The following is a 25765-nucleotide window of genomic DNA, read 5'->3' as shown; positions in this document are numbered from 1 at the left end:
GTACTACCAAAGGAGGTGGTCCGGCCCGCCGCCAGCCCAGTAGCGTGCGCGATGTGGATGCGGCGACGTGCGAGGTCAAGCCGCCGCGGACGTGGCGTTCCGTCCCGGTGGCCGCGACGACAGTGGCGGTCGGCGTCCTCGTCGCGACCATGCTGTGGTCCGCCACCCGGTCCAGCTCCGCCGGCCTGGTCGGCGTCGACGTCGCGCTGGCGCTGGCCGCCCTGGCCCTCGTTCCGGTTGTCCTCCGCCGACCGCGGATCGGTGGCGTGCTGGCCGGCGTGCTCGTCGCGCTGTCTCCGGTGGCCACGCCGGTGGCCAGCTTCGCGGTGCTGTTCACCGCCCGCAACCGACCGTTTCGGCAAGCGGCGGCGGTGGCGGCGGTCGGGGTGGCGGGCGAGGCGGCGCAGGCGCTCTGGCGGCCGGTGCCCAGCCTGCCGTACGGGTGGAGGCTGGTGCTGATGACGATCGCGTACGCGGCCCTGCTGGGTTGGGGCACCTGGGCGCGGGCCCGCAACGCCCTGCTGGCGGCGCTGCGGGACCGGGCCCGGCGGGCCGAGCAGGAGCAGGAACGGCGGGTCGGCGAGGCGCGGGCGGCGGAGCGTAACCGGATCGCGCGGGAGATGCACGATGTGCTGGCCCACCGGCTGTCCCTGCTGGCGGCGGCGGCCGGCGCGATGGAGTACCGGCCGGACGCGCCGCCGGAGCGGCTCAGCGCCGCCGCCGGTGTGATCCGGGCCAGCGCACACCACGCCCTCGACGAGCTGCGCGAGGTCATCACCCTGCTGCGCAGCGACGACGCCGAGTCGCCGACCGACGCGCCACCCGGGCAGACCCTCGCCGACCTGCCGCGCCTGGTCGACGAGGCACGGGCCGCCGGGCAACAGGTCGAGGTCGACGACCCGCTCGGCCCGCCGGTCGAGATTCCCCCGCAGGTTGGCCGCACCGCGTACCGGATCGCGCAGGAGGCACTGACCAACGCCCGCAAGCACGCCGCCGGCCAGCCGGTCCGGCTGGTGCTCGGCGGAGCGCCCGGCTCCGGTCTGAGCATCGCGGTGAGCAACCCGACCACGCCCGACAGCGGCGCCAACGGCAGCGCCGGCACCGGCCTGATCGGCCTCGCCGAACGGGCTGCGCTCACCGGTGGACGCGTCACCCACCACGTCGACGCCGCCGGTCGGTTCCACCTCACCGCGTGGCTGCCGTGGCCGACGTGACGGGCCCGATCCGGGTCGTCATCGTCGACGACGACCCTCTCGTACGGGGAATGCTCACGCTGATGCTCGACGGCGCCGACGGGATCGTCGTGGTGGGCGAGGCCGCCGACGGCGCCACGGCGATCACGGCGGTGGACCGACACCTGCCCGACGTGGTGCTGATGGACATCAGGATGCCCGGCGTCAACGGCATCACCGCCACCGAGCGCCTACGCCGCCGCCACCGGCCACCCGAGATCATCGTGCTCACCACGTTCGACACCGACGAGCACGTGGTGCGAGCCCTCCGAGCCGGCGCGAGCGGCTTCCTGCTCAAGGACACCCCGCCGGAGCAGATCAGCCAGGCGGTCCGCGCGGTGGCGGCCGGCAACCCGATGCTGTCTCCGGGCGTGACGCGCCGCCTCATGCGGCGGGTCGCGTCGGGGGCCGAGACCTACGAGCAGGCGCACGAGCGGTTGGCGCTGCTCACGCCCCGGGAACGCGAGGTCGTGCTGGCCATCGCGCAGGGGCACTCCAACGCCGAGATCGCCGGCGAACTGCTGATGAGCGTGACGACGGTGAAGGCCCACGTCTCGCACATCCTGACCAAGCTGGATCTCGACAACCGTACCCAGATCGCCCTGCTGGCCCACGACGGTCGGCTCCTTTGAGGGAGCCGGCGGTCAGGCCAGCACCGCCGGCAGAAGGAGGAGGGCGAAACGGATCACCCGCCCGGAAAGGCACGCGCCAGCGAACTCCCAGCGTCGAATGCCCGCGGTGCCGGCGGCGAGGCTGACGACGGCCAGCGGTGGAACCCCGACCGCGGCGGAGACCAGCACCGTCGGTACTGCGGTGCGGCGGCGGGAGAGCCAGCGCCGGATCGGCTCGGTCCACCGTGCGGCCCGGGCCGCCGGGCGACCCGACTTTCCCCGTTTCGCGACTCTCCGGGCCAGTCGCCCCGATCCGCGGCGCGCCGACTCGAACAGCAGCAGCTTGCCGGCGGTCTGCCCGAGCGCCAGCGCGACCACGGCGACGAGAGCGTGGCCGGCGCGCTGACCGGCGACCACTGCGTACGCCTCGGCGTTGACGACCGGGACGAGCGCCGAAGCGACACCGTAGCCGAGCGCCACCACGGCCTCGGCGAGGCCGCTCATGCCCGGCCGTCCCGTTCGAGCAGCCGGACCACCGCTGCGACCGACCAGAGCTTGACCGCGACGACGGCGACGGCGACGCCCAGCGCGAACAGGTACTGCCCGAAAGCGATGGCGCCGATGACCCCGGCGGTGTTGGCGACCTTGGCCACTGGCGACCAGTTCAACGCCCACACCCGCCGGTCGACAAGGTGGAAGTAGTTGGGGCTGAGCACCGGCCAGCACAGGAACGCCAGCGACAGCATGGTGTCCAGCACCAGGAACGAGAGCAGGAAGACCACTGCCACGACCGCGACGTCCGGCACGAGGGAGACCAGGCCCACGCAGAGTACGGCGGTGCACGCGCGGTCGCTCACGATGTCGAAGACGGCCCCGGCCCGGGTCTCCTGTCCGAGCCGGCGGGCGGCCCAGCCGTCGAGCACGTCGCCAAGCCAGTAGATACCGTACGATACCGCCATCAATGCCACCGACCCGGAGACGAGGGCCACGATACCGACGGCGACCGCGGCGACAGTGCGAATGGCGGTGATGTAGTTGGGAACCGTACGAAGCGGGCCGACGGTGATGGCGGCGCGGGAGTCGACGAGAGTCACCAGTGCAGAGTCGTCCGGTGAGCGTCCTCGCGGAACGTGCCGCGGTGCCGACCTGACCCGGAGGGCGGTACCGGGGTGCCGACCGATCCGGTACCTGGGTACTGGCCGGTCTTCCGGCTGGTCACGGAGACTGTGCGGGTGCTGACTGGAATCCGCGAACGGTTGAGCGACCCCGAGCGAGTGCGCCGGCTCGCGTACGCCGCTGTGGTTTTGATCATCGCCGCGGTGGTCACCACAGTCGAGGACGGCGTGTCCGTGCCGTCGGGCTGGGCGTGGCTGGTGCTGCCGGTCGGCCTCGGAGCCACGGCGCTGCGCCCCCGCTACCGAACCCTCATCTTCGCGGTCTGCGCGGGGTTCGTGGCGATCGTGAGCACCGGCGAGTCGGTGCAGTTGGGCCTCGCAGCCGCCGGCCTGGTGTTCGTCTCGGTCTGCGAGGACCCGGCCCGACACCCGTGGCTGGGGTGGGTGGGTGGCTTGGTCGGCGCGGCCGGCGCCCTCACCATCGCGCTGCTCAACGGGCGCGGGCTGTACGAACAACCGTTCTTCTTCGTGACCGCCGGCTACCTACTGGCGATCCTGTTGCGATCGTGGTCACGCGGCTACGCCCTCACCCGGGAGACCGACGACCTGCGCGACCAGGCCGCCTGGCTCGAACAGCGCACCAACCTGGCCCGCGAGCTGCATGACGTGGTCGGTCACCACGTCACAGCGATGGTGGTACAGGCCGAGGCGGGCCAGCTCAGTGACGACCCGGGGGCGGCGCTGCGGGCGATCGCGGACAGTGGCCGCACCGCACTGAGCGAACTCGACACGCTCGTCGTGCACCTGCGCGATCCGAACGCGTCGATCGCGGTGAGCGCCCCGCCCCGCCTGTCCGACATCGACGAGCTGCTCGCCCAGCCGCTGCGCCAGCAGGGCGTGACAGTGCGCGTCCAACTGGACCCCGAGCCGGGCCTGGACGAGATCGGCGTGTTGACCGCCTACCGCATCGCCCAGGAGGCCCTCACCAACATCGCCCGCCACGCGAAAGCCACGTCGGCCTGGGTCGAGTTGGCCCGCGTCGGCGACCACGTCCGCCTGCGGGTCAGCGACGACGGCATCGGGCCGCCCCGTGCACCCACGAGCGGCTCGGGCCTGCTCGGCATCGGGGAGCGCGTCTCCGCGCGTGGCGGGAACTGGGAGCTGAGCCAGCGCCCCGGCGGCGGCACAGTGGTCCAGGTCAACCTGCCGGTGGTGAACCCGTGATCCGCGTCGCGATCGCCGACGACCAGGAGCTGGTGCGCGACGGCTTCAGCCTGATCCTGCGGTCCCAACCCGACATCCAGGTCGCGGCCGAGGCGGCCGACGGCCGGCAGTTCCTCGACGCCGTGCGTCGCGACTCCCGCATCGACGTCGCCCTCGTCGACATCCGCATGCCGGTCCTCGACGGTCTGCAAGCCACCCGCGAGCTGGCCACGATCCCGCACGCCCCGGCCGTTCTCGTCGTCACCACCTTCGACGACGACGCGTACGTCCTGGACGCCATCGCCGCCGGCGCACGGGGGTTCCTGCTCAAGCGGTCCAGCGCCCGGGACCTGATCGCCGCGGTGCGCACCGTCGCGGCCGGCGAGGCGGTCCTCTCCGCCGAGGTCACCGGTGCCGTACTCGACCGGGTCCGCACGACCGGGCCGGCCACCCGCGTGGAGTTGGCGGCCTACCAGCTGACCGCTCGGGAGACCGACGTGCTCGCCCTGATCGGCGCCGGACTCAACAACAACGAGATCGCCGAACGCCTCTACCTGTCGATGAGCACCGTCAAGACCCATGTCACCAACGTGCTGGCCAAGACCGGCAGCCGTGATCGCGTACGAGCCGCCATCCTGGCGATCCAGGCCGGCCTCGCGCCCTGACCGCAACCAGTCGGTGGCCCGGCATGGGCGTCTTCGTCACCGAACAGACTCCTCGGCTATCTTGCCGACGTGGATCAAGGGGATATCGACGACGTGATCGACCGCTGCGTCGTGCCGTTCTACCTCGACATGATGGGAACCAATGCCGTCAGGCACGGGCAACCGTTGATAACGGCACTCGCCGAAGCGGGCCGAGGAATCACCCCAGCCCAGGTGACGGCGCTCCTGCGGGACGGCTGGCGTCCACAGGTCATGGGTGCCTGGTACTCGGTGACGCTTGCCGGACCCGAGGTGGCCGCCGCCGTCCTCCACGCCCTCGCCACGTCGTGGGGCGCCCTCGACGCACCGCCGCTCGCGACAGCCGCCGTTGTTCTGGCCGGCCCCGAGTCCATCGAAGCCCTGGAGCGGTACTTCGCCGCGGACCAGGCCGCGGGTTGGGGGGCGAGTGGGATCATCGCCGCCGCAGCGGACCACGTCCGTCGTCATCACCATGCCGCCACCTCGCTCCCAGCGGCGACCAAGACGGACCAGGAGACCTTCGCGGCTCTGCTCGACGTCGCACGTCGGCTCCAGGCCGCCAGCCGTGGTGACGCTGTTGACAGTCGACCAGCCTGATCTGAGGGCTCGGGCCGATCCACGGCTCGGTGGTGCACGTCGCCTCTGGCAACCGCGTCGGGGGCGGGTGATGCTCGTAGGGTGGCGGTATGGCACAACGACTCGTCAGCGTGTGGCAACCGTTCTTCCTTGCTAGCGAGAGTCAGGGCGCGGCCGTCGACGCCGCGACCGAGTTGGAAGACCTCGGCTATTCACGGATCTGGTTCTCCGGTGGTTTCGGCGAGAACGTCGCCCCCCGCTTCCGGGAGATCCTGGACGGGACCACGCGCATCGGGGTCGCGACCGGGATCGTCAGCATCTGGCACTCGTCGCCACCCGAGGCGGCGGCGTTCGCCCAGGACGCGGAGCAGGCGCATCCCGGCCGGTTCCTGCTCGGTCTCGGTGCCAGCCACGCGGTGGTGGTGGAAAGTGGCGGCACCGACTATCGCAAGCCGTACTCGCGGATGGTGCAGTACCTGGACGGCCTCGACGCGGCCGGGCTTTCGCCAGAGCGGCGCATCCTGGCGGCACTGGGCCCGCGGATGCTCGAACTCTCCCGCGACCGCTCCGCCGGGGCGCACCCGTACTTCGTCCCTGCCGAGCACACCGCCGAAGCCCGAGCGGCAATCGGGCCCGACCGACTGCTCGCCCCCGAGGTCGCGGTGGTCCTCGACGCGGACGCCACCACCGCACGCGCCACCGCCCGTCAGTACACGAGCGGATACCTCGCACTGCCGAACTACACCAACAACCTGCGGCGATTCGGCTGGACCGACGAGGACTTCGCCGACGGGGGCAGCGACCGCCTCATCGACGCCCTGATCCCGTGGGGCAGCGTCGAGACGGTGGTGGCCGGGCTGGAGAAGCACTACCAGGCCGGCGCGGACGAGGTGGCGATCCAGGTGCTCAACGGCGGCGACGACACGGCGTTCCCCGCCGACGCGTTCCGCGCCCTCGCCGCAGCCCTGATCTGACTTCCGAAACCCGTGCGAACTGCTGACGGCGGCGCTTCAGGGTTGAGCGTGGTGACCGCGAGACCACTCAGGATCGCCCGACGAGATCGAGGCCGGTCAGGTCCGCCGACAGCGCCCAGAGGCGGGCTGCCTCGCTGCTGTCCGTGGGGCTGCCGTCGGTGATGCGGCAGTCCGCGCAGTAGTCGCCGCCGTTCGCGTCGAGGTGGGGTGATGTGGCGGCCCAGACCTGGGTCGCCGCGCCTTGCTCGACGGTCTTGAACAGGCCCGGCGCGGGAGTGCCGTCGGCGTCGATCCAGCCGGCGGCGACCATCTCCTCGACTGCGAGGTGCCGTTGCAGGGGGGTGAGGATCCAGCCGGGGTTGACGGAGAAGGCGCGGACGCGGTGCGGCCCGCCGAGCAGGTCGAGGTGGCGGGCGAACAGGATGTTCGCGAGCTTGGACTGGGTGTACGCCTCCCACTTGTCGTACCCGCGCTCGAACTGCACGTCGTCCCACCGGATACGCCACGCCGGGTTGCGCCCGGAGGCCACCGAGACGACGCGAGCCGTGTCGGGGGCGGTGAGCGCGGGCCACAACAGGTTCGTCAGCGCGTAGTGGCCGAGGTGGTTGATCGCGAAGTGCCCTTCCCAGCCGGGTCCAACCCGTGTTTCCGGGCAGGCCATGATGCCGGCGCTCGCGATCAAAATGTCGAGGGCGGGATGGCTGCGGAGGAACCGTGCGGCGAATCCCTGGACGGAGGCGAGGTCGGCGAGATCGAGGTGGTCGACCTCGACCCCGGGTACGTCGGCGAGTACCTGCTGCGCTGCGTCCGGCCGGAGAGCTGGGACGACGACCCGAGCCCCGGATCGGGTGAGCGCGCGGGTCGTGGCGAGACCGAGGCCGGAGTAGCCGCCCGTGACGAGGGCCGTCTTTCCGGTGAGGTCGATCCCGGCGAGGACGTCTCCGGCCGTACTGTGGGCACCGAACCTGGTGTGGGTCGTGTCGCTGGTCATGCCGCGGACGCTAGGTGCTAGACCGAGGTCTAGGTCAATGGCTACGGTCGACGCCATGGCGGACAGCGGCCTGAGCATCGGGCAGGTGGCGCAACGCACCGGGTTGAGCGTGCACACCCTGCGGCTCTACGAGCGTGAGGGCTTGTTGGCCAGCGAGGTGCGGCGCGACGGGTCAGGCAGGCGCGTCTACAGCGCCTGGGACGTCGAGTGGCTGGCGAACTGCGTGAAGTTCCGCGCCTCCGGCATGCCGCTCACCACGATCAGCCGCCTGGCCCAGCTCGTCCGCGAGGGCAGCGGCAACGAGAGCGAGCGGCTCACGTTGCTCCGCGAACACCAGCGCCACATCACCGATCAGCTGACGCAGCTGCACGACACACTCGAACTCATCAACGGCAAAGTGGCCAGCTACGAACAACACCTCGCCGCCGGTGCCTCCGGTGATCCCTGGCAACAGCAGCCCCAGCCCGCCCCGACGGAGCACACACCTCAGCTGGGTTGACGAACACCGCCAGCCGGACGGGGTTCGCTGGCTCTCGTGGCCGTTCGAACGACGGGTTGCGGTGCCTGGTTGGTGGGTAGGACCTGAATGTCGGGCACGTGGGTACGCTGCACCGGCGGTGGCCTCAGCCAAGCATCTCCGCACCACCGCCACCCTCAGCGCCCGGGTGGCACCACCGGCGTTCCCGTATCCGCAGACGAGAGGCGAGACCACACCATGACCGCGGTACCCGGCCAACGGTCTACTGCTGCTGCGGGTCCGGCGGCTGCCGAGCAAGCAGCGGAGGAGGACCTGCGGGCGTTGTTCGGGCAGTCCATCGCGGTCTTCGCGTCGCTGGCGGGGCCATCACATCTGGTGGAGACGGCGAACCCGGCGTTCTTCGCCACCATCGGCGAAGAGCGGGCCCGTGTCGGGGTCGCGCTCGCCGAGTTGATGCCCGAACTGGACGGTCAGGGATTCATCGCTCTCCTGGACCAGGTCTTCCGCACGGGTGAGCCGTACACCGGCCGTGACGTCCGGATCATGCTGGGCAGCGGCCCGCAGGCGCGGGAGTCGTTCTTCGACTTCACCTACGAGCCGCGGCGGGACGCCGACGGCAACGTGACCGGGATCCGGGTGCTCGGCGTGGAGACCACGCAGGTCAAGCAGGCCCAACGGCTGATGGCCGAACACCGTGCCCTGCTGGAGCAGATCGCCCGTCAGGCACCCCTGACCGAGGTGCTCGACGGAATGGCCCGCTGTATCGAGAACCTCGCACCGCAGGAGGTGCTCGTCTCCGTCCTGCTCGCCGACCCCGACGCCCGTCACCTGCGCCACGGCGCCGCGCCGAGCCTGCCCGACTTCTACAACCAGGCCATCGACGGCATCGCGACCGGCGAAGGTGTCGGCTCGTGCGGCACCGCAGCCCACCGGCGGGAACCGGTCATCGTCACCGACATCGCCACCGACCCGTTCTGGGACGACTTCCGGGACCTGGCCGGCCGGGCCGGGTTGGCGGCCTGCTGGTCCACACCGATCCTGGCGCGTGACGGTGGCCTGTTGGGCACCTTTGCGATGTATCACCGCACCCCGCGCGTCCCGCAGGACACCGACCTCGCCCTCACCCGGCTCTTCGCCGGCACCGCGGCCCTGGCCATCGAACGCCACACCATCGAGCAGGCGAAACTCGCCGCCGAGGCACGCGCCAAGTCGGCCAATGACGAGCTGGCCAAGGTGCTACGCGTGGAGCGGGAACTGCGCGCCGAGGCCGAGCAGCGCGCGTCCGTCGCCGCGGAACTCGCCGCCCAGATGCGCGCCGCCGCGGCCGCGCAGGCCGCGGCGCCGCACCCGGAGCACTGCCAGCTCGGCGGCGCCGACGGGTGCACCGCGCGAGCCGAGATCAAGATCGCCGATTCATGGGGCGACGCGGCGTGGGGCTGCCCGGCCCACGTCGAAGAGGCCATCCTCAACGTACGGTCGGTGTTCATCGCCAGCGAAGAGCTCGGTGGCCTGACCGCTTACCTCAACCGCTGACCACTCGCGAACGCCTGCGGAGCAGTTGGGGACGCCACTCCTTGCGGTAGTTGCCGCTGCCGCCCGGCTTCAGCCGTTCCTGGGGAACGCGTACTTCTTGCCGCCGACGACAGTTGCGGCCGCGACGATCAGGAGGACGAGTGCCGCCCAGGTGATCGAGGCGGTGCCCAGGCCGGCGAGCAGGAGACCGCCGATGAAACCGCCGGTTGCGATAGAAGCCGAGAAGACCGTGATGGTGATCGACTGAGCGACGTTGGCGGCTTCTCCGGTGGCGTTGATCGTGGCACCCACGAACAGGCTCGGGGAACTGCCGAACGCCAAGCCCCATGCGGCGACGGCGACGTAGACCAGCGCCGGTGCGTCCGCGACGACGCCCAGGACGAGCACGCTGGCCCCGAAGAGCAGGGTGCTGCCCACGGCTAGCTTGCGCAGGTGTCGGTCGATGTGGGTTCCGACCACGAGAACGCTGAGCACGGAGGTGACTCCGAAGACGAAGAGCACCCAGCCGGTCTGGTCGGCCATCCCCAGGTGAACCAGGAGGTCGGTGATGTACGTGTAGAGAAGGTTGTGAGCGATCATGTACGTGGCCAACGCGAACAGAATGGGCCGCAGTCCGGGCACAACCAGGACCTGCGAGATCCTGAAACGGGCGTCGACCGGTTGGCCGGGCAGGTTCGGAACCGCCACCAGGACCCAGGCCATGGTCATGACGGTCACGGCAGCAGAGGCGTGGAAGGCGAGTTGCCAGCCACCGAGACTGCTCAGCCAGGTCCCCAGTGGGATGCCCAGGGCCAGCCCGATCGGGGTCCCGGCAAGGGCGATGGCGATGGCACGGCCTTGTCGTCCCGCTGGCGCGAGCCGGGCGGCGTAGCCGCCGAGAAGAGGCCAGATGAGTCCGGTTCCCAGACCGGCGACGAAGCGCAGCACCATCGTCAGGCTGTAGTCATCGGACAGCGCGGTGAACGCGTTGGTGACGGCGACCACGGCCAGGGCAAGTTGCAGGACGTGCTTGCGCGGCCAGCTGGCCGTCGCCCACGCGAGAGGGATGGCGCCGAGCGCTGTGGCGAGCGCGTAGATCGTCACCGTCTGGCCCGTGAGCGAGACGCTCGTGTTCAGAGTGCGGCTCATTTCCGGCAGCAGGCCCGCCGGCAGGCATTCGGTGAGGATGCTGATAAAGCCGGCCAAGAAGAGGCCGAACAATGCTTTTCCCGGAAGGCGGCCCGGCCGTGCGGTCGTCGGACTCGGGCCTGTGAATGCGGTAGTGGTCATGGTGCTCTTTCAGAAATAGGGCGGTGAGCCCATCCGGGCGGATCGATGACGGAAATCCTGCGTGGCCCGGATGGGCTTGAAACTGTTTCCTCAGGACACGTCGAGCCTGCTTCAGGCGCGCGGAGCTAACCAGCCACCTGCTTGGTCTACGTCTCGTGTGACTATCACTGGCAGGGACAGGCTGGGCTGCGCACAGCGTGGAACAATTGAGATATGGCAACTGGCCACGCCGCCCACAGCGATTCCTCAGCCACGGAGCTGAGTGAGTTTCTGCGCACCCGCAGGGCCCGCCGGAAACCGGCAGATGTTGGGCTGACCGACTACAGCCGACGCCGCCGCTCCCGGGCCTGCGCCGGGAAGAACTCGCGCAACTCGCGGGGGTCTCCGCGGCGTACTACACGCGATTCGAGCAGGGCAACGCCCGCAACGTCTCGCGTGAGGTGCTGGACGCGATCTCCCGCGTACTCGAACTCTCCGAAGTCGAGCACGCCCATCTGGTGCGACTGGCCCAGCCCAAGCGGCCTCAGCGCCGGCCCGGGCCACCGCGCCACCAGGTGCGGCCCGAGATCCGAGACCTGCTCGCCGCCCTGGAAGGTGTGCCAGCGTACGTATGGGGCCCTCGCACCGATGTGCTGGCCTGGAACCAGACCGCCTCCGCCCTCTTCGGTGACTGGGCGGCTCGCACCTCAGCGAACCGGAACTGGGCCAGGATCACTTTCCTCGACCCGGCGTCCCGGACGTTGTTCCCCGACTGGGAAGCCAAGGCGTACGACGTGGTGGGACAGCTACGGCTGGGTGCCGGCCTGCACACGGACGACCCGTCGCTGGCGTCCCTGGTCGGCGAACTGTCCTTGAAGAGCGAGGACTTCCGCAGGCTGTGGGCCACCCACGACGTCAAGAAGAAGACGCACGGCATCATGCGCCTGTCACACCCACTCGTGGGTGAGTTGACCCTTCGCTACGAGACACTCGCGCTCCCCGGTGATCCGGAGCAGTTGCTGAGCACCTACCACGCCGAGCCCGGGTCGCTCTCGGAAGAGGCGCTTCGGCTGCTGGCTAGTTGGGGAGCAGACGCCGCACAGGAGCGGGCCGCCGCAGCACAGTGACGGAATCCGCCTAGCGATTCAGGAGCGATCGAAGGATTGTTCGCCGAGGACGCGCAGGAAGTCGAAACTGTCGGCGGTGGCCGTGCCGGGTTGCGGCCGGAAGATGACCAAGCGCTGACCCGTGGTGGTGCTGAGAACGAAATCGCACTGTACGTCGAGCCGCCCGGCTTGCGGATGGACGAGGATTTTGCGGGTGGTCTGTAGCGGGGCGACCTGCATGTCGGACCAGTACTGGGCGAACTCCGGGCTGACGGTGGTGAGATCGGCGATCAGTTGCTCGGATACGGGGTCGTGGCCGCCGCGCGCGGCGGCTGCTCGTAGGTCGGCCGCGTATCCGCGGCCGATCGCCTCGTGTTCCTCCGGCACGTTGAGCGCGCGGGATTCGGGGTGGGTGAACCAGCGCCAGGTCACGTTCGAGTGCCGGTCGTCGCCGTCGGTCCAGGAGCCCAGCAGCGCGCGACTGAGGGCGTTCTGGGCGAGGATGGTGGTGCGGTCGTCGATGACGTGCGCGGGCACCGTGGTGAGTGCGTCGAGGAGGAACATCATCGCGGGATCGACGTACCCGCTGATGGTGGAGGCCGTCGGCGCCGGATGTCCGGCGAGGCGGTAGAGGTAGTCCCGTTCGTCGACGGAGAGTCGCAGCGCCCGGGCCAGGCTGCCGAGTAGAGCCTCCGAGGGGCTGGTGTTGCGCGACTGCTCGAGTCGTTCGTAGTAGTCGACGGACACATTTGCCAGTAGTGCGACCTCCTCACGGCGGAGGCCGGGGGTGCGACGCCGCCCGCGTGAGGGGAGCCCGACGTCAGCCGGGCGAAGCGCTTGTCGGCGAGCTCGCAGGAAGTCGCCGAGTTCGGTTCGTGCCACGAACTGCCCTTCCGGATCGCGGCGCCACCAGCACCGCTGGTGGCGCCGCCAATCCCGTCGATGTCGGAAGCTACTCCTGGATCGCGGCCATCGCCGGTCCGGTGTAGCGCTCGCCGACGGCGGCACCGACCGGAGCGGCGGCGCTCAGTTCATCGAGCAAGCCGGCGTCAATCTTGAGCTGCGCGGCGGCGACGTTCTCCTCCAGATACGTGCGGCGCTTGGTGCCCGGAATTGCGGTGACGTGGTCACCTTGCGCCAACACCCAGGCCAACGCGAGCTGGCCGGGCGTGACACCCGCCTGTTCCGCGATGGCGCGGATCCGGTCCACCAGGAGCAGGTTCTGCCGCAGGTTCTCCTCGGCGAACCGGGGCCAGGTACGACGCCAGTCGTTCTCGGGCAGGTCTTCGAGACTACGAACTGAGCCGGTGAGGAAACCACGGCCCAACGGTGCGTACGCCACGAACCCGATGCCCAGTTCACGCACCGTGTCGAGCACACCGTTGGTCTCCACGTTGCGGGTGAACAGCGAGTACTCGGTCTGCACCGCCGACAGCGGCGCGGTGGCGTGCGCGGCACGGATGTTCTCCGGCGACGCCTCGCTGATCCCGAGGTAGCGGATCTTGCCTTCGGCGACGAGTTCGCCGAGCGCGCCGAAGGTCTCCTCGACCGGCACGTTCGGGTCGACCCGATGCTGGAAGTACAGGTCGACGTAGTCGGTGCCGAGCCGGCGCAACGATCCGTCGAGCGACTTGCGGACGTAGTCAGGCTGCCCGTTGGCGCCGCCGATGATGCGGCCGGCATCGTCGAGCGTCACGCCGCCGAACTTTGTCGCGACTACGGCCTGGTGGCGACGCCCTCTCAGTGCCCGGCCGAGCAGTTCCTCCCCGGTGAGGGGGCCGTACATGTCGGCGGTGTCGAACAGGGTCACGCCCAGTTCGAGTGCGCGGTGAACGGTGGCGGCGGACTCGGTGTCGTCCGGGGTGCCGTACATCGCGGTCATGCCCATGGTGCCGAGTCCCTCGACCGAGGCCACCAGCCCTTGACCACCGATCGCGTGCTTCTGCAAGATCATGTTGATTTCTCTTCCTGGATGCCACGAGCGACTTCCGATCGCTCGTCACCAGCCTGCGACAGATCGTCGCCGTTATCGGCGTTCTGCCTATCCCCGGCCCGACAGGGCGACGATCCGACGGGGCCCGGGTCTGATCGGTCCGGGATACTTTGATCAGCGTCGTACGATGGCTGGGTTGCGATGCGCCCGTTCCAAGGAGTTGCCGTGCCCCGCCCTCGTAGTGCCGCCCGGACCGTGGAGCACCCCGACCTGTCCGAGGTCTCCCTCCAGCAGGTCATGGAGGCGTTGGCGGATCCGGTACGACGGGCGGTGGTGTCCCAGTTGGCCAGCAATGGCACGGACATGAGCTGCGGCACGTTCGAGACGCCCGTGTCGGTCTCGACGCTGACGCACCATTTCAACACGCTGCGCGAGGCCGGCGTGATCCGCCAGTACTACGTGGGAACAACCAAGATGAACGCCCTGCGCGCGGACGAGATCGAACGCCGGTTTCCCGGCCTGCTCTCGGCGGTGGTGGCTGCCGCCGGCACCGAGACGCGGGCAGGCGCGGCCTGAGCTCGTGTCATTACTACGACGACCGTCGTAGTTTGATCGCAATCGAGATTAGCGGTAGCGTGCGGGACGGCGGCACGTTGGTTCGGCGCCGTCCCGTGACTCCTATCGCTAGGACTGATGCACCGTGGCAAAGCTCGTACAGTTCAATCGGATCGGTGGCCCCGAGGTCCTCACCCTCAACGACGTCGAGGTGGTCGCACCCGGCGCGGGCGAGGTCCGGATCCGCGTCGACGCCATCGGCCTGAACCGGGCCGAAATCATGTACCGCGACGGCGCCTACTTCGACCAGCCGGTGCTTCCCTCCACCCTCGGCTACGAGGCGGCCGGCGTGATCGAGGCGGTCGGCCAGGGTGTGGATGGCCTCGCCGAGGGTGCCACGGTCAGCGTCGTGCCGGCGTTCCTGCAGAGCAGGTACGGCACGTACGGCACCCATATCATCGTTCCGGCCTCGGCTGTCGTGCCTCGCCCCGTCCACGTCGAGCCCACCCAGGCGGCGGCCGTCTGGATGGCCTACATCACCGCCTACGGACCCCTCATCGAGTCCGGAAAGGTGCGCCCTGGCGACCACGTGCTGATCGCGGCAGCCTCCAGCAGCGTCGGCCTCGCCGCCATCCAGCTCGCCAACCACATCGGCGCGATCCCGATCGCCACCACGCGCGGCTCCGGCAAGAAGCAGCGTCTGCTGGACGCCGGCGCGGCCCACGTGATCGTCACCAACGACGAGGACCTTCCTGCCCGCATCAAGGAAATCACCGGCAGCGAAGGCGTCCGCCTGGCGTTCGACCCGATCGCCGGGCCCGGCGTGGAGACCCTCGCCCTGGGCATCGCCCCGGACGGGTTCCTGGTGGTCTACGGAGCGCTCGACCCGCGCCCCACCCCGCTACCCAACGCGCAGTCCTACCCGGCTCTGAACAGCAGCACCTACACCCTCTTCGAGATCACGATGAACCCGGAACGCCTGCGCCGCGCCGTCGCCTTCGTCAACGCGGGACTCGCCTCAGGCGCCATCGCCCCGGTCGTCGATCGCATCTTCGACCTCACGGAGATCGCCGAGGCCCACCGCTACATGGCCGCCAACGGCCAGGTCGGCAAGATCGTCATCACCGTCACCCACGACGACGTCACGGCCTGAGCCGGTGCCGATGGAGTGATCGGACGATTGCGCAGGTCGTCGCACCCCGTTGCTTGACCCTTCAAATTTCCACCGGTAGCCTTTTGGCATTCATCCATGAATGTCTATTCAATGAGGTGAACCGTGCTGTTGAAATCCATCGCCCTCGCCGCGTCCGTCGCCGGCGTGCTGGCCACCGCCCCCGCCGCTTCGGCGGCAAGCTCCCAAGCGTCAGACGAAGCCTGGCCACCCGGGAACTGTCCGCAGGGCACGTTCTGCATCTGGCCCAACTGGGATCACCCGGCAGAGGGTCCGACCGCGACTCCGTCTCTGGTGACCACTACCGAATGGTCCGGTAACGTCCCGGCCTTCAACTTCTACAACCGCACCTCCCGCAACGCCGAGATCACCTGGTCGTACAACTACCTCGGGACGCAGCTTTCCGGCGCGATCTGTGCTCGCCCCGGCGGCGGGGACCTGTACGTGCCAATGTTCGCGACGAAGGTGAGTTGGCAGACGCACACCTGCTGATCATCACCCGCCGCCTGATCGTGGCGCCGATCGCCGTCCACGACGCCCGTTGAACCTGCGAAACGCTTCTCGCCGACCTCGACGTCCACCCGAGTGTCAGTGAACAACGACCCTTCCAGACCGTGGTTCAACTCCCGCGATTCGGGTCGGTGAGAGCGTTCCAGTCCTCGGCGCTCATCGGAAACGGGCCCCAGTGCGGCAGGTAGAAGGGCCGCCGCGGTGGGTCGGCCACGGTGAACGGCTTGAACGCCGGATCCGCGATCACCCGGTAGACGAACTCGGCCGTCGACATGTCGAGTTGGTGCCACGACTCGATGCCGTCCCGCCGCGCGACCACAGGCCACCGATCGGGCTCCACTGAGCGGTCCGCCAGCCAGTAGTACTCCCCTTCGGTCTGGTCACTGCCCCACTGGATCAGCCCAGGCCCCTTGTCAGGCTCGTACAGCTCGTAGGGGCCCCACAGCTGCGCCGACTCATGGCCAACTGCCCACTGCCGACAGGAGGCCCAGGTCCGCAGCAACGGCTGGGCGTGGCTGTCGGTCGGCCGCAGAAGGTCGAGGTACGCGTAGAACGCCCCCGGCACGAACCGCCGGCACAGCTCTTTGAAGTCCGACGGCAGCACGACCCCCAGTTCGGCTTCCGCCTGCTCCCAGCCGGCATCACCCTCAGGATCGTGGCACCATCCGGTCGCTTCGACGATCCGGTCGATCCACGTCTGCTGATCATCCACGGCCGGCAAGGTAACAGCACACGCGGACATCTCCTCGCCTGGACGGCACCCGCCGGCTGCCCGATGCTGGCTCAGCTGCTGCAGTCAGGGCGTCCAGCGCACGCCCGGGTTCACCCGCCCGGACCAGTCGAAGACGGCCATGTTGTCCCACTGGTTTCCGGTGCCGTTGATGTTGGCCGGGTCCCAGCCGTTGCCGCGCACCGCGTACCAGGTCGGTTCCCAGTAGAAGACACCGATGGCACCCGCGTTGCGGGCGGTGTTCTGGACCCAGTCGAACTCCTGGGCCTGCCCGGACCAGGTCGCGCTGATGCCGTCACAGGTCGCGTCGCCGATGGCGTTCGGCTCGCTGTCCGCGTTGTTCCGGGTGAACGGGTACGCGGTCTCCACGATCACCACCGGCTTGCCGTAGCGACCGCGCAGGTCGACGATGTTGTTGTAGAGGTTCGCCAGGCTGCCGTGCCACATGCAGTAGTACGACTGGGCGGTGATGTCCCACTGCACACCCTGGGCGCGGATGCCGTCGTAGAACCATCGGGCGTTGGCGTTGCTGTCGGCGTTGGCGGTATGGATCATCACCGGGATCCCGCTGCCGCACGCCTTGGTCGCGTTGTAGCCCTGCTTCAGCAGCCCTGCCAGCGGGGCGAAGTCGTTGTTGACGACCTTGCCCTCGTTCCACAGCATCCCAACGTTGATCTCGTTGCCGATCTGCACACTGTCCGGCGGGGTGCCCTGCCCCCGGAGGCTGGCGCAGACGTCGTAGGTGAAGGTGTAGACGTCGGTACGCAGTTGGCTCAGGCTGTGGCCGGCCCAGGCGGCCGGCTTGTACTGCTTGCCAGGGTCGGCCCAGGTGTCGGAGTAGTGGAAGTCGATGAGCACCTTGAGGCCCTTCGCCCTGGCCGCCCTCGCCTGGCCCAACACCGCGTTCTTGTTGTTGTAGCCGCTGATCGGGTTGTTCCAGACGCGCAGCCGGACGTAGTTGACGCCGACGGACTTCAGGATGTCCAGCGGGTCGCGGGCCACCCCGCCGGCGTCGTAGTACTTGGCGCCCAGGTCCAGGCTGCGCTGCAACGAGGAGACGTCGGCGCCCCGCATGGTGAGCGTGTTAGCGGCGGAGACAGGCGCGGGCGCGCCGCCGAGCGTGGTGGCGACGGCGAGGAGGCCAGCCGCGACAGCCCCGAGCAGGGCCCGAGTGCGGCGGTGGGAGGTGACCGGATGTGTGCTCACGAGACTCCTTCAGCCCACAGTGCAGGGGGCGCCGTTCAGCGAGAAGCCGGTCGGTGGCGCGTCGCTGACGTCCCACCGCCCCTGGACGCCGAACGTCGCGGAGCTGTTCGGCGCGAGGACGCGGTTCCAGTCGACGTTACGAGCGGTCACGGTGGCCCCGGTCTGGCCGATCGCGGCGTTCCACCCCGAGGTGACCTGCTGGTCTCCCGGGAAGTTGAAGGTGACGGCCCAGCCGTCGATCGGTGCCGCCCCGGCGTTGTGGACCGTCGCCGTGGCTACGAACCCGCCCTGCCACTCGGACTGGTTGCGGTAGGTCACCCGGCAGGTCGAGGGCGGCGGGGGCGTCGGAGTGGTCGTCGTCGTGGGCAGAGTGACAGTGTTCGACGCGATCGACACGTTGCCCACCGCGTCCCGTGCCCGCACGTAGTACAGGTTCCGCAGCGGCGTCGACGCAGGTAGCGGCGTCGTGTACGTCGTACCCGGCACGGTGGCGACCAGTTGCGAGGTGAACCAGCCGTCGAACCGGTAGACGTTGTACCCGAGCACGCCGACGTTGTCCGTCGACGGCGACCAGGACAACGTGCCGGTCGAGGCGGTCACCTCGCCGACGGTCAGGTTCTGCGGCGCGCTCGGCGGGGTGGTGTCCGGGCCGGTGTCCGTCACCGGTGTGACCACTGTCAGCGCGTTTGACCAGTTCGACCGTTGTCCGAGGCTGTCTCGGGCGATCAATCGGAACGTGTACTGCTGGCCCGCTGCAAGGTGGCCGGTGATCGTGGTGCTGGTGACCGCCCCGGCGCTGGCGCTGAAGACGATGTCGCCGAACTCCTGGTAGTACGTGATGTCGTACCCGGCGATGGCGCAGCAGCCGGACGTGGCGGCCGTCCAGGTGAGGGTGACCGACGCGCTCCGGACCTCGCTGGCGGTCAGGTTCGTGGGCGCACTCGGGGGGACGGGCGACGTACTCGGCGTACTGGACGGCGTAGTCGGCGCTGCGACAGACACCGCGGCCCCAGCGGGCACCGGCGCGACCCCCGGATGCGCGGCGGGCGCAGCCGTGCCGGCGTCGGCCGCCGGTACGGCGCTCAGAGCGGTGCCGAGCACCGCCGCGGAGAGCACGACGGCGGCCAGCAGACCCGACCGCAGACGGCGGAACAGCGAGGACGAGCGAACGCCTGTCATACGTCGACGATGGCGCAGTAGATCGATGATCGCCAACGTGTCTCACGCCTCGGCCGGCGATCTGCCCGGCTCATTCCCGACTTCTTACCGAACCATGACGTGCCCGGTAACCGTTGACCGTTGGCCGCGCGCCGGCCCGTACCGAGGGGAGACAGCCCATCACCGGAGCCGCTTTCCGGCTTTGAGGAGATTCCGATGAACCGCAGAAAGAACGGGACCGCACTGGTCCAGACCCGGCCGGCCAGGCTCGCCATGGCCGCGCTCGTGCTGGCGGCCACCGGCGCGCTCACCGCCACCTTCGTCTCCAGCGGCGGCAAGGGCACCGCGGATGCCGCCACCAGCCTGGACCAGTTCGTGTCGATCGAGAACGTGCCGCCGAACGTGCGAGACCCGCGCCCGGCCGCCGGCGCGTCGACCGGCCGGTTCACCGTCGACTGTGGCACGAACGGCAACGGCAAGTTCAGCCCGGACAATCCGGTGGCTCAGCCCGGCATCCGCAACGGCGCCGAACACGTCCACGACTTCGTCGGCAACCTGGCCATCACGGCGAACTCCTCCAACGCCGATCTGGACGCCTCCGGCACCACCTGCCGCAACGGTGACAAGTCGTCCTACTTCTGGCCGGTGGTACGCATCGACAAGACCGTCCGCAGCGGCAAGCAGGTCCAGCAGGCCCTCGCCCAGACCCAGCCGATGGTCGTCTGCCCCTCGGTCGGCAAACGGCTGCGGGCAGTCCCCACCGGGGCCCGCAGCACCGTCGACCGCCTGCTGGCCGAGCTGGATCGCCAGCAGGCCGCCGCGAACCAGCGGATGACCGCCAGCCGGGGCCGCATCGACCCCTCCTTCAACCGGGAGGTCATCGACTCCCTGCGGGCCCGCCGTGCCGCGATGATCAAGCAGATCAGCACCACGATCACCGCCGCCGGCGGCACCCAGCCCGGCCTGGTCTCGCTTGTCGACTGTGACGTCAGCTACGACGACATGCATGCCCGGATGCCCGGCAGCGCCCACCGGTCGAGCGTCGAGGCGGCCCAGGCCGCGAATCCGCGAATCCAGTGCCCGGCCGTGCGGGACAGGCTGCCGGGCATACCCGATCGGGCGCTCGCCGAGGTGAACCGCAACCTCGACGACCTCGACCGGCAGATTTCCGAGGCCAACGAACGCCTGGTCACCAGCCGTGGCCAGGGCGGCCCGGCCTTCGTCGACAACGCCATCCTCGGACCGCTGCGCGCCAAGCGGGTCGCCGTGCTCGACCGGATCGCCACCGCGATCGGGCGGCAGGCCGCCCGCCCGCAGGGTCTCGAAGCGCTCGCCGGCTGCACGCTGGACCAGGCCCCCAGCACCCCGGCGGCACCGAGCAGCGCACCCACCAGCGCCGCCGCGCTCCCCGACCCGCAGGGACCCAACTTCGAACTGCCCGGCAACACCGGCGGCATCGTCCGCCCGGCGCAGGTGCTGATCGAGTACCGCGGCAACCCCGTCAGCAAGGTCGTACCGATGCCGAAGTTCCTGCGGGCCCTCACCGGCGACGCCAAGCCCACCAGCCGTGGTCCGGCCAACGCCCGCGCCACCTGGACCTGTTCGGGCTTCACCGACCGGCTTTCCGACAAGTACCCGATCTGCCCCGCCGGCAGCCGGGTGCAGCGCGTACACGACTTCCCCGGCTGCTGGGACGGCAGGAACATCGACAGCGACAACCACCGCAACCACGTCGCGTTCGCCGACAAGGCCACCGGCGCCTGCCCGCAGGGCTTCCGCGCGATCCCGCAGCTGCGGATCACCGTGGCCTACGACATCGCCCGCGACGTGCAGGTCAGAGGCCAGTACGCCCTCGACTCCTTCCCTGAGGAGAACCACAACCCCTTCTCCGACCACAACGACTTCGTCAACGTCAACTCCGCCCAGACGATGCAACGCATCGCCACCTGCATCAACAAGGGCAAGAACTGTTCCTGACGCCCGGGCCGCGTCGCTGGGAGCGATACCAGTGGGGCAAAATTCGATGCCCCCGATCGTTACACTCGCCGAAACGCCGGCACCGCCGCAGACCTCAGCCTGCGCCAATCCCCCTTCGATAGGAGACGCCTGTGACCCGCGACAAGGCGGCACCCCCCGGCATCGACCCCAACATTCCCAGCGTGGCCCGGGTCTATGACTTCTTCCTGGGCGGCAAGGACAACTTCGAGGTCGACCGGAAGGTCGCCGAGCACGCCCTGCGGATCACACCGGACGGGCCGGCAGCCGGCCAGGCGAACCGGGCCTTCCTGCGTCGAGTGATTCGCTTCCTCGTCAGCGAGGCGGGCATCGACCAGTTCCTCGACATCGGGTCGGGGCTGCCCACCCAGGGCAACGTGCACGAGGTCGCCACCGAGCAGAACCCGAAGGCTCAGGTGGTCTATGTGGACAATGACCCCATCGTCCTGACACACGGGCGGGCCCTGCTCGCCGCTGAGGGCACCGCGACGGTGATCCAAGCGGACATCAGGGAGCCGGAGGCGATCCTCAACCACCCGGACGTACGTCGGTTCCTCGACTTCGACCGGCCGATCGGGTTGCTGCTCTTCGCGATCCTGCACCACCTCGGCGACGACGAGGACCCGCGAGCGGTGGCAGCCGCGTTGATCGACGCACTGCCCTCCGGCAGCTACGTGGCGATCTCGCACTTCCGTGACCCGGGCGAGCGAGACCCCGAGGGCTCCCGCAAGGCCCGCGAGGTCGAGCGGATCTTCAACGAATCGTTGGGCACCGGCCGCTGGCGTACCGACGAGGAGATCCTCTCGTTCGCCGACGGGCTGACGGTGCTGGAGCCGGGACTGGTGCCGCTGGCCGAGTGGCGTCCAGAGCCGGACGCACCGGCTGGGGTGCAGACCGACACCTATCACACTTTCGTCGGGCTCCTCGCCCGCAAACCGTAGGCGCCGTCTTCTGGTGAGGTCCGTCGGCGGGGGCGCCCCCGCCGACGGGCTCGCGCGTCAGATCTGCACTCGGTTGTACCGTCCCTGCCTAGGGCGCGGGTTCCAACACGACGACCGGGATCTGGCGGCTGGTCTTCCGCTCGTAGTCGGCGAAGCCTGGATACGCGGCCTTCTGCGCGCTCCAGATCCGTTCCCGTTCGTCCCCGGCGGCAACTCTGGCGACCAACTCGACCTTGTCCGTACCGATCTCCGCTTGGGCTTTCGGGTGGGCGAGCAGGTTGTAATACCAGTCAGGATTGCTGGGCGCACCGCCCTTGGAGGCGAACACGGCATATCCGCCGTCGACCTTCTGGTACATCATCGGGCTCACGCGAGGCTGGCCGCTCTTGGCACCGACCGTGTGCAACAGCAACAGCGGGGCGCCAGCGAACTGACCGCCGACCTGCCCACCGTTGGCGCGAAACTCCGCGATGATCTTGTCGTTAAAGTCGCTCATGCTTCTCCCCGCGTCCGCACACCGGCTCCATCGACACATTCTGACAGTCCCATCGATGCACGGCACCGCGACCACGCGCCAACAAGCCCGGCGGCGACGACGCGTACCGCCCTGTCGCGCGGCTGCGGCTGGCGCCCGCTGCTGCTCACGAAGGCTGCAGTCGCCACGTGTGCCCACGTAGAGTCTCAGCCGTGAGTGCGGGCCGCTTCGAGCGTTATGACCGCTACGAACGCGCCCTTCGTGACGTACTCAAAATTCTCAACCTTGCGGCGCCGCCGGCACCTTCCGGCGACGCGCGCAACGACCCGCGGGCCCGGCGGCACTGGCAATGCAGTGTCAGTCTGCTGATCATGCGGGCGGCGCTGCCGCCGCAGCCCGAGGAGTTGTTCGAACCGCTGGTGCTCGCGGCCGTCTACGAACCTGACCCAAGTCACACCCAGTGGCACATCAGACCAGCGCTCGCCGCCTTCGGCCGCCGACGCGTCCAGACCAGGCTGCTCGAACATCTCCGAACGGGGACGGACTACGAGATCATCGGCGCGGCCGACGCCTGGTACTGCACATACCTGCGCGTCGCGGGCAGTGATACCGAGGACGATCGGTGCACCGACCTGCGGCATACCTTCCAAGAAGTCGGCCTGCACATTTTCCTGGCAAACGACAACCCGAGAGTCCGCCGAGCCATCCTCACCCTGCTGAACCTTCGCGCCAACGAAAGCCCACCGGAGCTGCGCCCACTGGTCTCCGAGGTGCTCCACATCGTTCGCGCTCACGCCGGATAGCGTTCCACCGTGCGATACCTCAGCCGGTCGCTTCTCCTTGGCGCGTTGCGTCGCAGGAAGGAGGTCGAGCAGTTCCTCGGACCCGTAACGCGGGAGGGCGCTGGCGGCATCTGCTGGGTTGCCATCTGGCCCTGGCAAGACGGCTACAACGTGTCCGTCCATGATGTCGAGGACCTGAACGACGAGAGCTGCCGGGACCTTTCGGTGTTTCCGTCGCTCGATCGGGACCGCGAGGACGGCCCTGGGCCTGGTCGCGTGATCGGTCACGTTCAGGACCCGGCCGAAGCTCTGGATCTGGCAGAGCGGACGACCGGGGCGTTGCCGCATCGCTGGGTCAACCATGGCGTCGCCGGGGAGGACTATGCGGACTTCGTCCGCGCCAAGAACTCCTGACGCCACTCCCGCACCGACACTCCGAAACCCGAGCCCATCGATCCAGATCACGCCGCCATGCCGACTGGCACCAACCTTTCACCCTCTGCCGGCCGGGCCGGCTGGGGGCACCGCCAGCGACCGACTCGCCTAGACTTCGCCGGGTGATCGTGCGGAGGGCCATCGCGGCAGACGTGGCGGCGCTCGCGGAACTACGCGGCATCGACAGGGACAATTTCAGCGCGTACGCCGACTGGGTGGCCTCCCACACGGACACGCATCTGCCGTTCGTCGCCGAAATCGACGGGCACGTCGTCGGCGCCGCCTGGCTCCTCGTCGCAGAACGAGTGCCCAGTAACGATTCGCTAGACCGCCGGTACGGCGATATCCAGTCGGTCGAAGTCCGCGAGGAGTACCGCAACCGCGGCATCGGTGGTGCCCTCGTGGCCGCGATCCTGACCGAGGCCCGTGCGCGAAGGCTGCTGCACGTAACCGTCCACTCCGGCCGCCGCGCTGTCGACTTCTACCTGCGTAACGGCTTCAGCCACCACCGCGAGATCCTGCTCTGGAAGCCGGACGTTTCCTGACCAGACCCGTCGACCGGTACCGCCACGACCGCCGGACAAGAGGGCCATTCGGCCCGCAGCAGCCCAACTGCTGTGCACAGCAGCGCAAATCAATCCGACCTCACCGCGGTACCACCAAGCGCCCGAAACCAACGATAGGAAGATGGCCCTGGCGCTAAGCGCCAGGGCCATCCCAATCCATCGTCGCGGAGGCTGGTCATCAGCTCCCGGAGTCGGGGTACAGGTACAGGTCGAAGTGCCACTTCTGGTGGTCAAGCTCGAACTGCTGGCTGCTGCCGTAGAGGCTGGGCGGGCCAGCGTAGGTGCCGACGAGGTTGTACAGGCCCGGGTCGACAGCGAACCGGAAGGCACCATCGGGACCGGTCACGAACTCGATCCCAGCTGGCTCCAGTCGAATTGTCGCCCCCTCCAGCGGCAGCCAGGTGGTCATGTCCAGCGCTTGGCCCTCGAGGTTCCAGATGGCGGACACAGTGAAGCTTCCCTGCGTCATGGGGCTCAGCCGGCCGCGGCGGTCGACCGCCACCGCGTAGACCGGCCGCTGACCCGTCACGCTGCCGACGTCGATCGTCACATTAGCCGTACCGTCCGAAGCCGCGAGGACCTCGCTGCCCAGGTTCGTGTCGCCGACGCTGTACCGGAACCTGGTCACCCGGGTGTCGCCGTTCGCGTCGAACCTGATGGCAATCTGGCCACCTTCGCCGGCACTGTCCCCGTCCGGAAAGCTGATTGCCGGCTGAACAGGCGCCTTCGTCTCGGACGGTCCTCGAACTGCCGCCGACGCAGGCGATGCCACCAGCATCGAACCGGCGGCCAGGGCCAGCGACGCGGCCAATGCAGCAACACCACGGCGAGTGAGACGGGTACGCGCACCCAAGGTTGATCCGACGAACATTCCAGCCCCCGCATCATCAGAACGTCATGGCGCGCTCACCCTAGACAGCAAGATGATCTCCGTCAACGTCTTTCAATGCGTTGCCAAAGGACTGTCGTGCGGCATGCCGCTGCTAGCCTCGCGGGCTGATGAAACGTTGCTTCGGTGACCGGGCCACCTTCGCTGTGGAGGTGGGCGAGGTCCAACCGCCCTCACTCCGCGTTGTCGACCTCTGGATGGCTGGCAAGCGGCTGACCACCGACGACAATTCGGTCTTTGTCCCGTCCTTCGCTCACGCGATGCGGGCGAGCGCTGCCCGGGTGAACCGACGTGACGTCAAGCCCTGTCCGTCCCCCGGCCGTGCCCCGGAGGAAATCTTCCGAATGCTTGACGCCGACGAGACAGGGTTCCGGGAGCAGTTCTGGTTCATACAGTGGGGCGAGACCGTCGACAACGTGTCCACGTACGCCTACCTCGAAGACGACCTGGTGATCGTCTTCGCGTTCTGGCGGGCAAGCCATCCCTTCGCGGAGGATCTGGGGAAGGTCTTCGTCGCCAGGATCCCGCCGGACGAGTTTGCGGTCACCGTCGAGGAAGCAGCCGATCTCCTGGACAAAGAGTTCGTTGACGTCGATCCGCGTCGGTGAAGGAACACGTCATGCCTGGTTCGCCGCGCTCGTCTCCGGACTCGCTCGCTCGTCGGAGTAG

The 25765-nt window shown here is 69.0% G+C and carries 29 protein-coding genes and 1 pseudogene; 19 read left to right on the top strand and 11 right to left on the bottom strand.

Annotation, left to right across the window (positions count from 1 at the left end):
- Nucleotides 1-53: 53 nt before the first annotated feature.
- Together IW249_RS18380 and IW249_RS18375 are read left to right on the top strand one after the other, a co-directional pair.
- Entirely contained in the window at nt 54-1214 is a 1161-nt protein-coding gene (locus tag IW249_RS18380) for a sensor histidine kinase (RefSeq protein ID WP_307788626.1), read from the top strand.
- 50 nt (nt 1215-1264) lie between these two features.
- On the top strand, nt 1265-1864 hold the full coding sequence (locus IW249_RS18375; RefSeq protein WP_231393725.1) for a response regulator: 600 nt from the start codon (nt 1265-1267) through the stop codon (nt 1862-1864).
- Nucleotides 1865-1876: 12 nt separating this feature from the next.
- On the opposite strand, the gene IW249_RS18370 is transcribed toward IW249_RS18375, so the two are convergent.
- Together IW249_RS18370 and IW249_RS18365 are read right to left on the bottom strand one after the other, a co-directional pair.
- Entirely contained in the window at nt 1877-2347 is a 471-nt protein-coding gene (locus tag IW249_RS18370; RefSeq protein ID WP_196921872.1) for a VTT domain-containing protein, read from the bottom strand.
- Nucleotides 2344-2937 (bottom strand): CDP-alcohol phosphatidyltransferase family protein, encoded by a 594-nt coding sequence (locus IW249_RS18365; protein ID WP_196921871.1) that lies wholly within the window; start codon nt 2935-2937, stop codon nt 2344-2346. Before IW249_RS18365 ends, IW249_RS18370 begins: the two co-directional genes overlap by 4 nt.
- Before the next feature lie 138 nt (nt 2938-3075).
- Here IW249_RS18365 and IW249_RS35035 point away from each other — a divergent pair, with 138 nt between their 5' ends.
- From IW249_RS35035 to IW249_RS18345, 4 genes are all read left to right on the top strand, one after another.
- Nucleotides 3076-4182, top strand: coding sequence for a sensor histidine kinase (locus IW249_RS35035; RefSeq protein ID WP_196921870.1), 1107 nt, complete (start codon nt 3076-3078; stop codon nt 4180-4182).
- Nucleotides 4179-4826 carry a response regulator transcription factor gene (locus IW249_RS18355; protein ID WP_196921869.1) on the top strand — a complete coding sequence of 216 codons (648 nt, stop codon included), beginning with the start codon at nt 4179-4181 and terminating at the stop codon, nt 4824-4826. The genes IW249_RS35035 and IW249_RS18355 overlap by 4 nt, the downstream gene beginning before the upstream one ends.
- Before the next feature lie 69 nt (nt 4827-4895).
- Nucleotides 4896-5441: a DUF6000 family protein gene (locus IW249_RS18350; protein WP_196921868.1), complete on the top strand. Its 546-nt coding sequence runs from the start codon at nt 4896-4898 to the stop codon at nt 5439-5441.
- 89 nt (nt 5442-5530) lie between these two features.
- Nucleotides 5531-6394, top strand: a complete 864-nt coding sequence (locus IW249_RS18345; RefSeq protein ID WP_196921867.1) for a TIGR03620 family F420-dependent LLM class oxidoreductase — start codon at nt 5531-5533, stop codon at nt 6392-6394.
- 67 nt (nt 6395-6461) lie between these two features.
- On the opposite strand, the gene IW249_RS18340 is transcribed toward IW249_RS18345, so the two are convergent.
- On the bottom strand, nt 6462-7385 hold the full coding sequence (locus tag IW249_RS18340; protein WP_196921866.1) for an SDR family NAD(P)-dependent oxidoreductase: 924 nt from the start codon (nt 7383-7385) through the stop codon (nt 6462-6464).
- Nucleotides 7386-7440: 55 nt separating this feature from the next.
- Here IW249_RS18340 and IW249_RS18335 point away from each other — a divergent pair, with 55 nt between their 5' ends.
- Both IW249_RS18335 and IW249_RS18330 read left to right on the top strand, forming a co-directional pair.
- Complete coding sequence (locus tag IW249_RS18335) at nt 7441-7884, top strand: MerR family transcriptional regulator (protein WP_196921865.1); 444 nt, start codon at nt 7441-7443, stop codon at nt 7882-7884.
- Between the two features lie 216 nt (nt 7885-8100).
- Entirely contained in the window at nt 8101-9396 is a 1296-nt protein-coding gene (locus IW249_RS18330) for a GAF domain-containing protein (protein WP_196921864.1), read from the top strand.
- 69 nt (nt 9397-9465) lie between these two features.
- Here IW249_RS18330 and IW249_RS18325 read toward each other — a convergent pair whose 3' ends face one another.
- Nucleotides 9466-10665: an MFS transporter gene (locus tag IW249_RS18325; RefSeq protein WP_231392566.1), complete on the bottom strand. Its 1200-nt coding sequence runs from the start codon at nt 10663-10665 to the stop codon at nt 9466-9468.
- A 347-nt stretch (nt 10666-11012) separates the two neighbouring features.
- Between IW249_RS18325 and IW249_RS34310 the strand changes: the two are divergent.
- Both IW249_RS34310 and IW249_RS18320 read left to right on the top strand, forming a co-directional pair.
- Nucleotides 11013-11102, top strand: a pseudogene (locus tag IW249_RS34310) (transcriptional regulator); the annotation flags it as partial.
- A 3-nt stretch (nt 11103-11105) separates the two neighbouring features.
- Nucleotides 11106-11771, top strand: a complete 666-nt coding sequence (locus IW249_RS18320) for an MmyB family transcriptional regulator (RefSeq protein ID WP_307788625.1) — start codon at nt 11106-11108, stop codon at nt 11769-11771.
- A gap of 18 nt (nt 11772-11789) precedes the next feature.
- Here the strand turns inward: IW249_RS18320 and IW249_RS35030 are convergent, their stop codons facing one another.
- Nucleotides 11790-12632 (bottom strand): helix-turn-helix transcriptional regulator, encoded by an 843-nt coding sequence (locus IW249_RS35030; protein WP_196921862.1) that lies wholly within the window; start codon nt 12630-12632, stop codon nt 11790-11792.
- Between the two features lie 70 nt (nt 12633-12702).
- Nucleotides 12703-13704 (bottom strand): aldo/keto reductase, encoded by a 1002-nt coding sequence (locus tag IW249_RS18310; protein ID WP_196921861.1) that lies wholly within the window; start codon nt 13702-13704, stop codon nt 12703-12705.
- Nucleotides 13705-13908: 204 nt separating this feature from the next.
- Here IW249_RS18310 and IW249_RS18305 point away from each other — a divergent pair, with 204 nt between their 5' ends.
- The 3 genes from IW249_RS18305 (at nt 13909) to IW249_RS34305 (ending at nt 15901) form a co-directional block, all read left to right on the top strand.
- Complete coding sequence (locus tag IW249_RS18305; RefSeq protein WP_307788624.1) at nt 13909-14259, top strand: ArsR/SmtB family transcription factor; 351 nt, start codon at nt 13909-13911, stop codon at nt 14257-14259.
- 124 nt (nt 14260-14383) lie between these two features.
- A complete protein-coding gene (locus IW249_RS35025; RefSeq protein WP_196921859.1) occupies nt 14384-15391 on the top strand; it encodes a zinc-dependent alcohol dehydrogenase family protein in 1008 nt (335 codons plus the stop codon).
- A gap of 312 nt (nt 15392-15703) precedes the next feature.
- Complete coding sequence (locus tag IW249_RS34305; protein ID WP_231392565.1) at nt 15704-15901, top strand: hypothetical protein; 198 nt, start codon at nt 15704-15706, stop codon at nt 15899-15901.
- A 127-nt stretch (nt 15902-16028) separates the two neighbouring features.
- Here IW249_RS34305 and IW249_RS18290 read toward each other — a convergent pair whose 3' ends face one another.
- From IW249_RS18290 to IW249_RS18280, 3 genes are all read right to left on the bottom strand, one after another.
- Entirely contained in the window at nt 16029-16631 is a 603-nt protein-coding gene (locus tag IW249_RS18290; RefSeq protein ID WP_196925111.1) for a hypothetical protein, read from the bottom strand.
- Between the two features lie 84 nt (nt 16632-16715).
- Complete coding sequence (locus tag IW249_RS18285) at nt 16716-17855, bottom strand: glycoside hydrolase family 53 protein (RefSeq protein ID WP_196921857.1); 1140 nt, start codon at nt 17853-17855, stop codon at nt 16716-16718.
- Nucleotides 17856-17864: 9 nt separating this feature from the next.
- The gene (locus IW249_RS18280; protein ID WP_196921856.1) at nt 17865-19034 is read right to left on the bottom strand and encodes a cellulose binding domain-containing protein; all 1170 of its coding nucleotides are present in this window, start codon (nt 19032-19034) and stop codon (nt 17865-17867) included.
- A 195-nt stretch (nt 19035-19229) separates the two neighbouring features.
- Between IW249_RS18280 and IW249_RS18275 the strand changes: the two genes are divergently transcribed.
- On the top strand, nt 19230-20990 hold the full coding sequence (locus tag IW249_RS18275; RefSeq protein WP_196921855.1) for a DUF1996 domain-containing protein: 1761 nt from the start codon (nt 19230-19232) through the stop codon (nt 20988-20990).
- Nucleotides 20991-21121: 131 nt separating this feature from the next.
- On the top strand, nt 21122-21949 hold the full coding sequence (locus IW249_RS18270; RefSeq protein WP_196921854.1) for an SAM-dependent methyltransferase: 828 nt from the start codon (nt 21122-21124) through the stop codon (nt 21947-21949).
- A gap of 88 nt (nt 21950-22037) precedes the next feature.
- Here the strand turns inward: IW249_RS18270 and IW249_RS18265 are convergent, their stop codons facing one another.
- Complete coding sequence (locus tag IW249_RS18265; protein WP_196921853.1) at nt 22038-22445, bottom strand: nitroreductase family deazaflavin-dependent oxidoreductase; 408 nt, start codon at nt 22443-22445, stop codon at nt 22038-22040.
- A gap of 191 nt (nt 22446-22636) precedes the next feature.
- Here IW249_RS18265 and IW249_RS18260 point away from each other — a divergent pair, with 191 nt between their 5' ends.
- The 3 genes from IW249_RS18260 to IW249_RS18250 all read left to right on the top strand — a co-directional run bounded on the left by IW249_RS18260 (nt 22637) and on the right by IW249_RS18250 (nt 24186).
- Nucleotides 22637-23227 (top strand): hypothetical protein, encoded by a 591-nt coding sequence (locus IW249_RS18260; protein ID WP_196921852.1) that lies wholly within the window; start codon nt 22637-22639, stop codon nt 23225-23227.
- Between the two features lie 9 nt (nt 23228-23236).
- Entirely contained in the window at nt 23237-23620 is a 384-nt protein-coding gene (locus IW249_RS18255; RefSeq protein WP_196921851.1) for a hypothetical protein, read from the top strand.
- Between the two features lie 143 nt (nt 23621-23763).
- The gene (locus IW249_RS18250; protein ID WP_307788623.1) at nt 23764-24186 is read left to right on the top strand and encodes a GNAT family N-acetyltransferase; all 423 of its coding nucleotides are present in this window, start codon (nt 23764-23766) and stop codon (nt 24184-24186) included.
- Nucleotides 24187-24385: 199 nt separating this feature from the next.
- Here IW249_RS18250 and IW249_RS18245 read toward each other — a convergent pair whose 3' ends face one another.
- Nucleotides 24386-25018 (bottom strand): hypothetical protein, encoded by a 633-nt coding sequence (locus tag IW249_RS18245; RefSeq protein WP_196921850.1) that lies wholly within the window; start codon nt 25016-25018, stop codon nt 24386-24388.
- Between the two features lie 188 nt (nt 25019-25206).
- Here IW249_RS18245 and IW249_RS18240 point away from each other — a divergent pair, with 188 nt between their 5' ends.
- A complete protein-coding gene (locus IW249_RS18240) occupies nt 25207-25704 on the top strand; it encodes a hypothetical protein (RefSeq protein ID WP_196921849.1) in 498 nt (165 codons plus the stop codon).
- Nucleotides 25705-25765: the final 61 nt, after the last annotated feature.

It is taken from the genome of Micromonospora vinacea, assembly GCF_015751785.1.
Lineage (GTDB): Bacteria > Actinomycetota > Actinomycetes > Mycobacteriales > Micromonosporaceae > Micromonospora > Micromonospora vinacea.
This window is presented reverse-complemented; position numbering and strand designations above follow the sequence as displayed.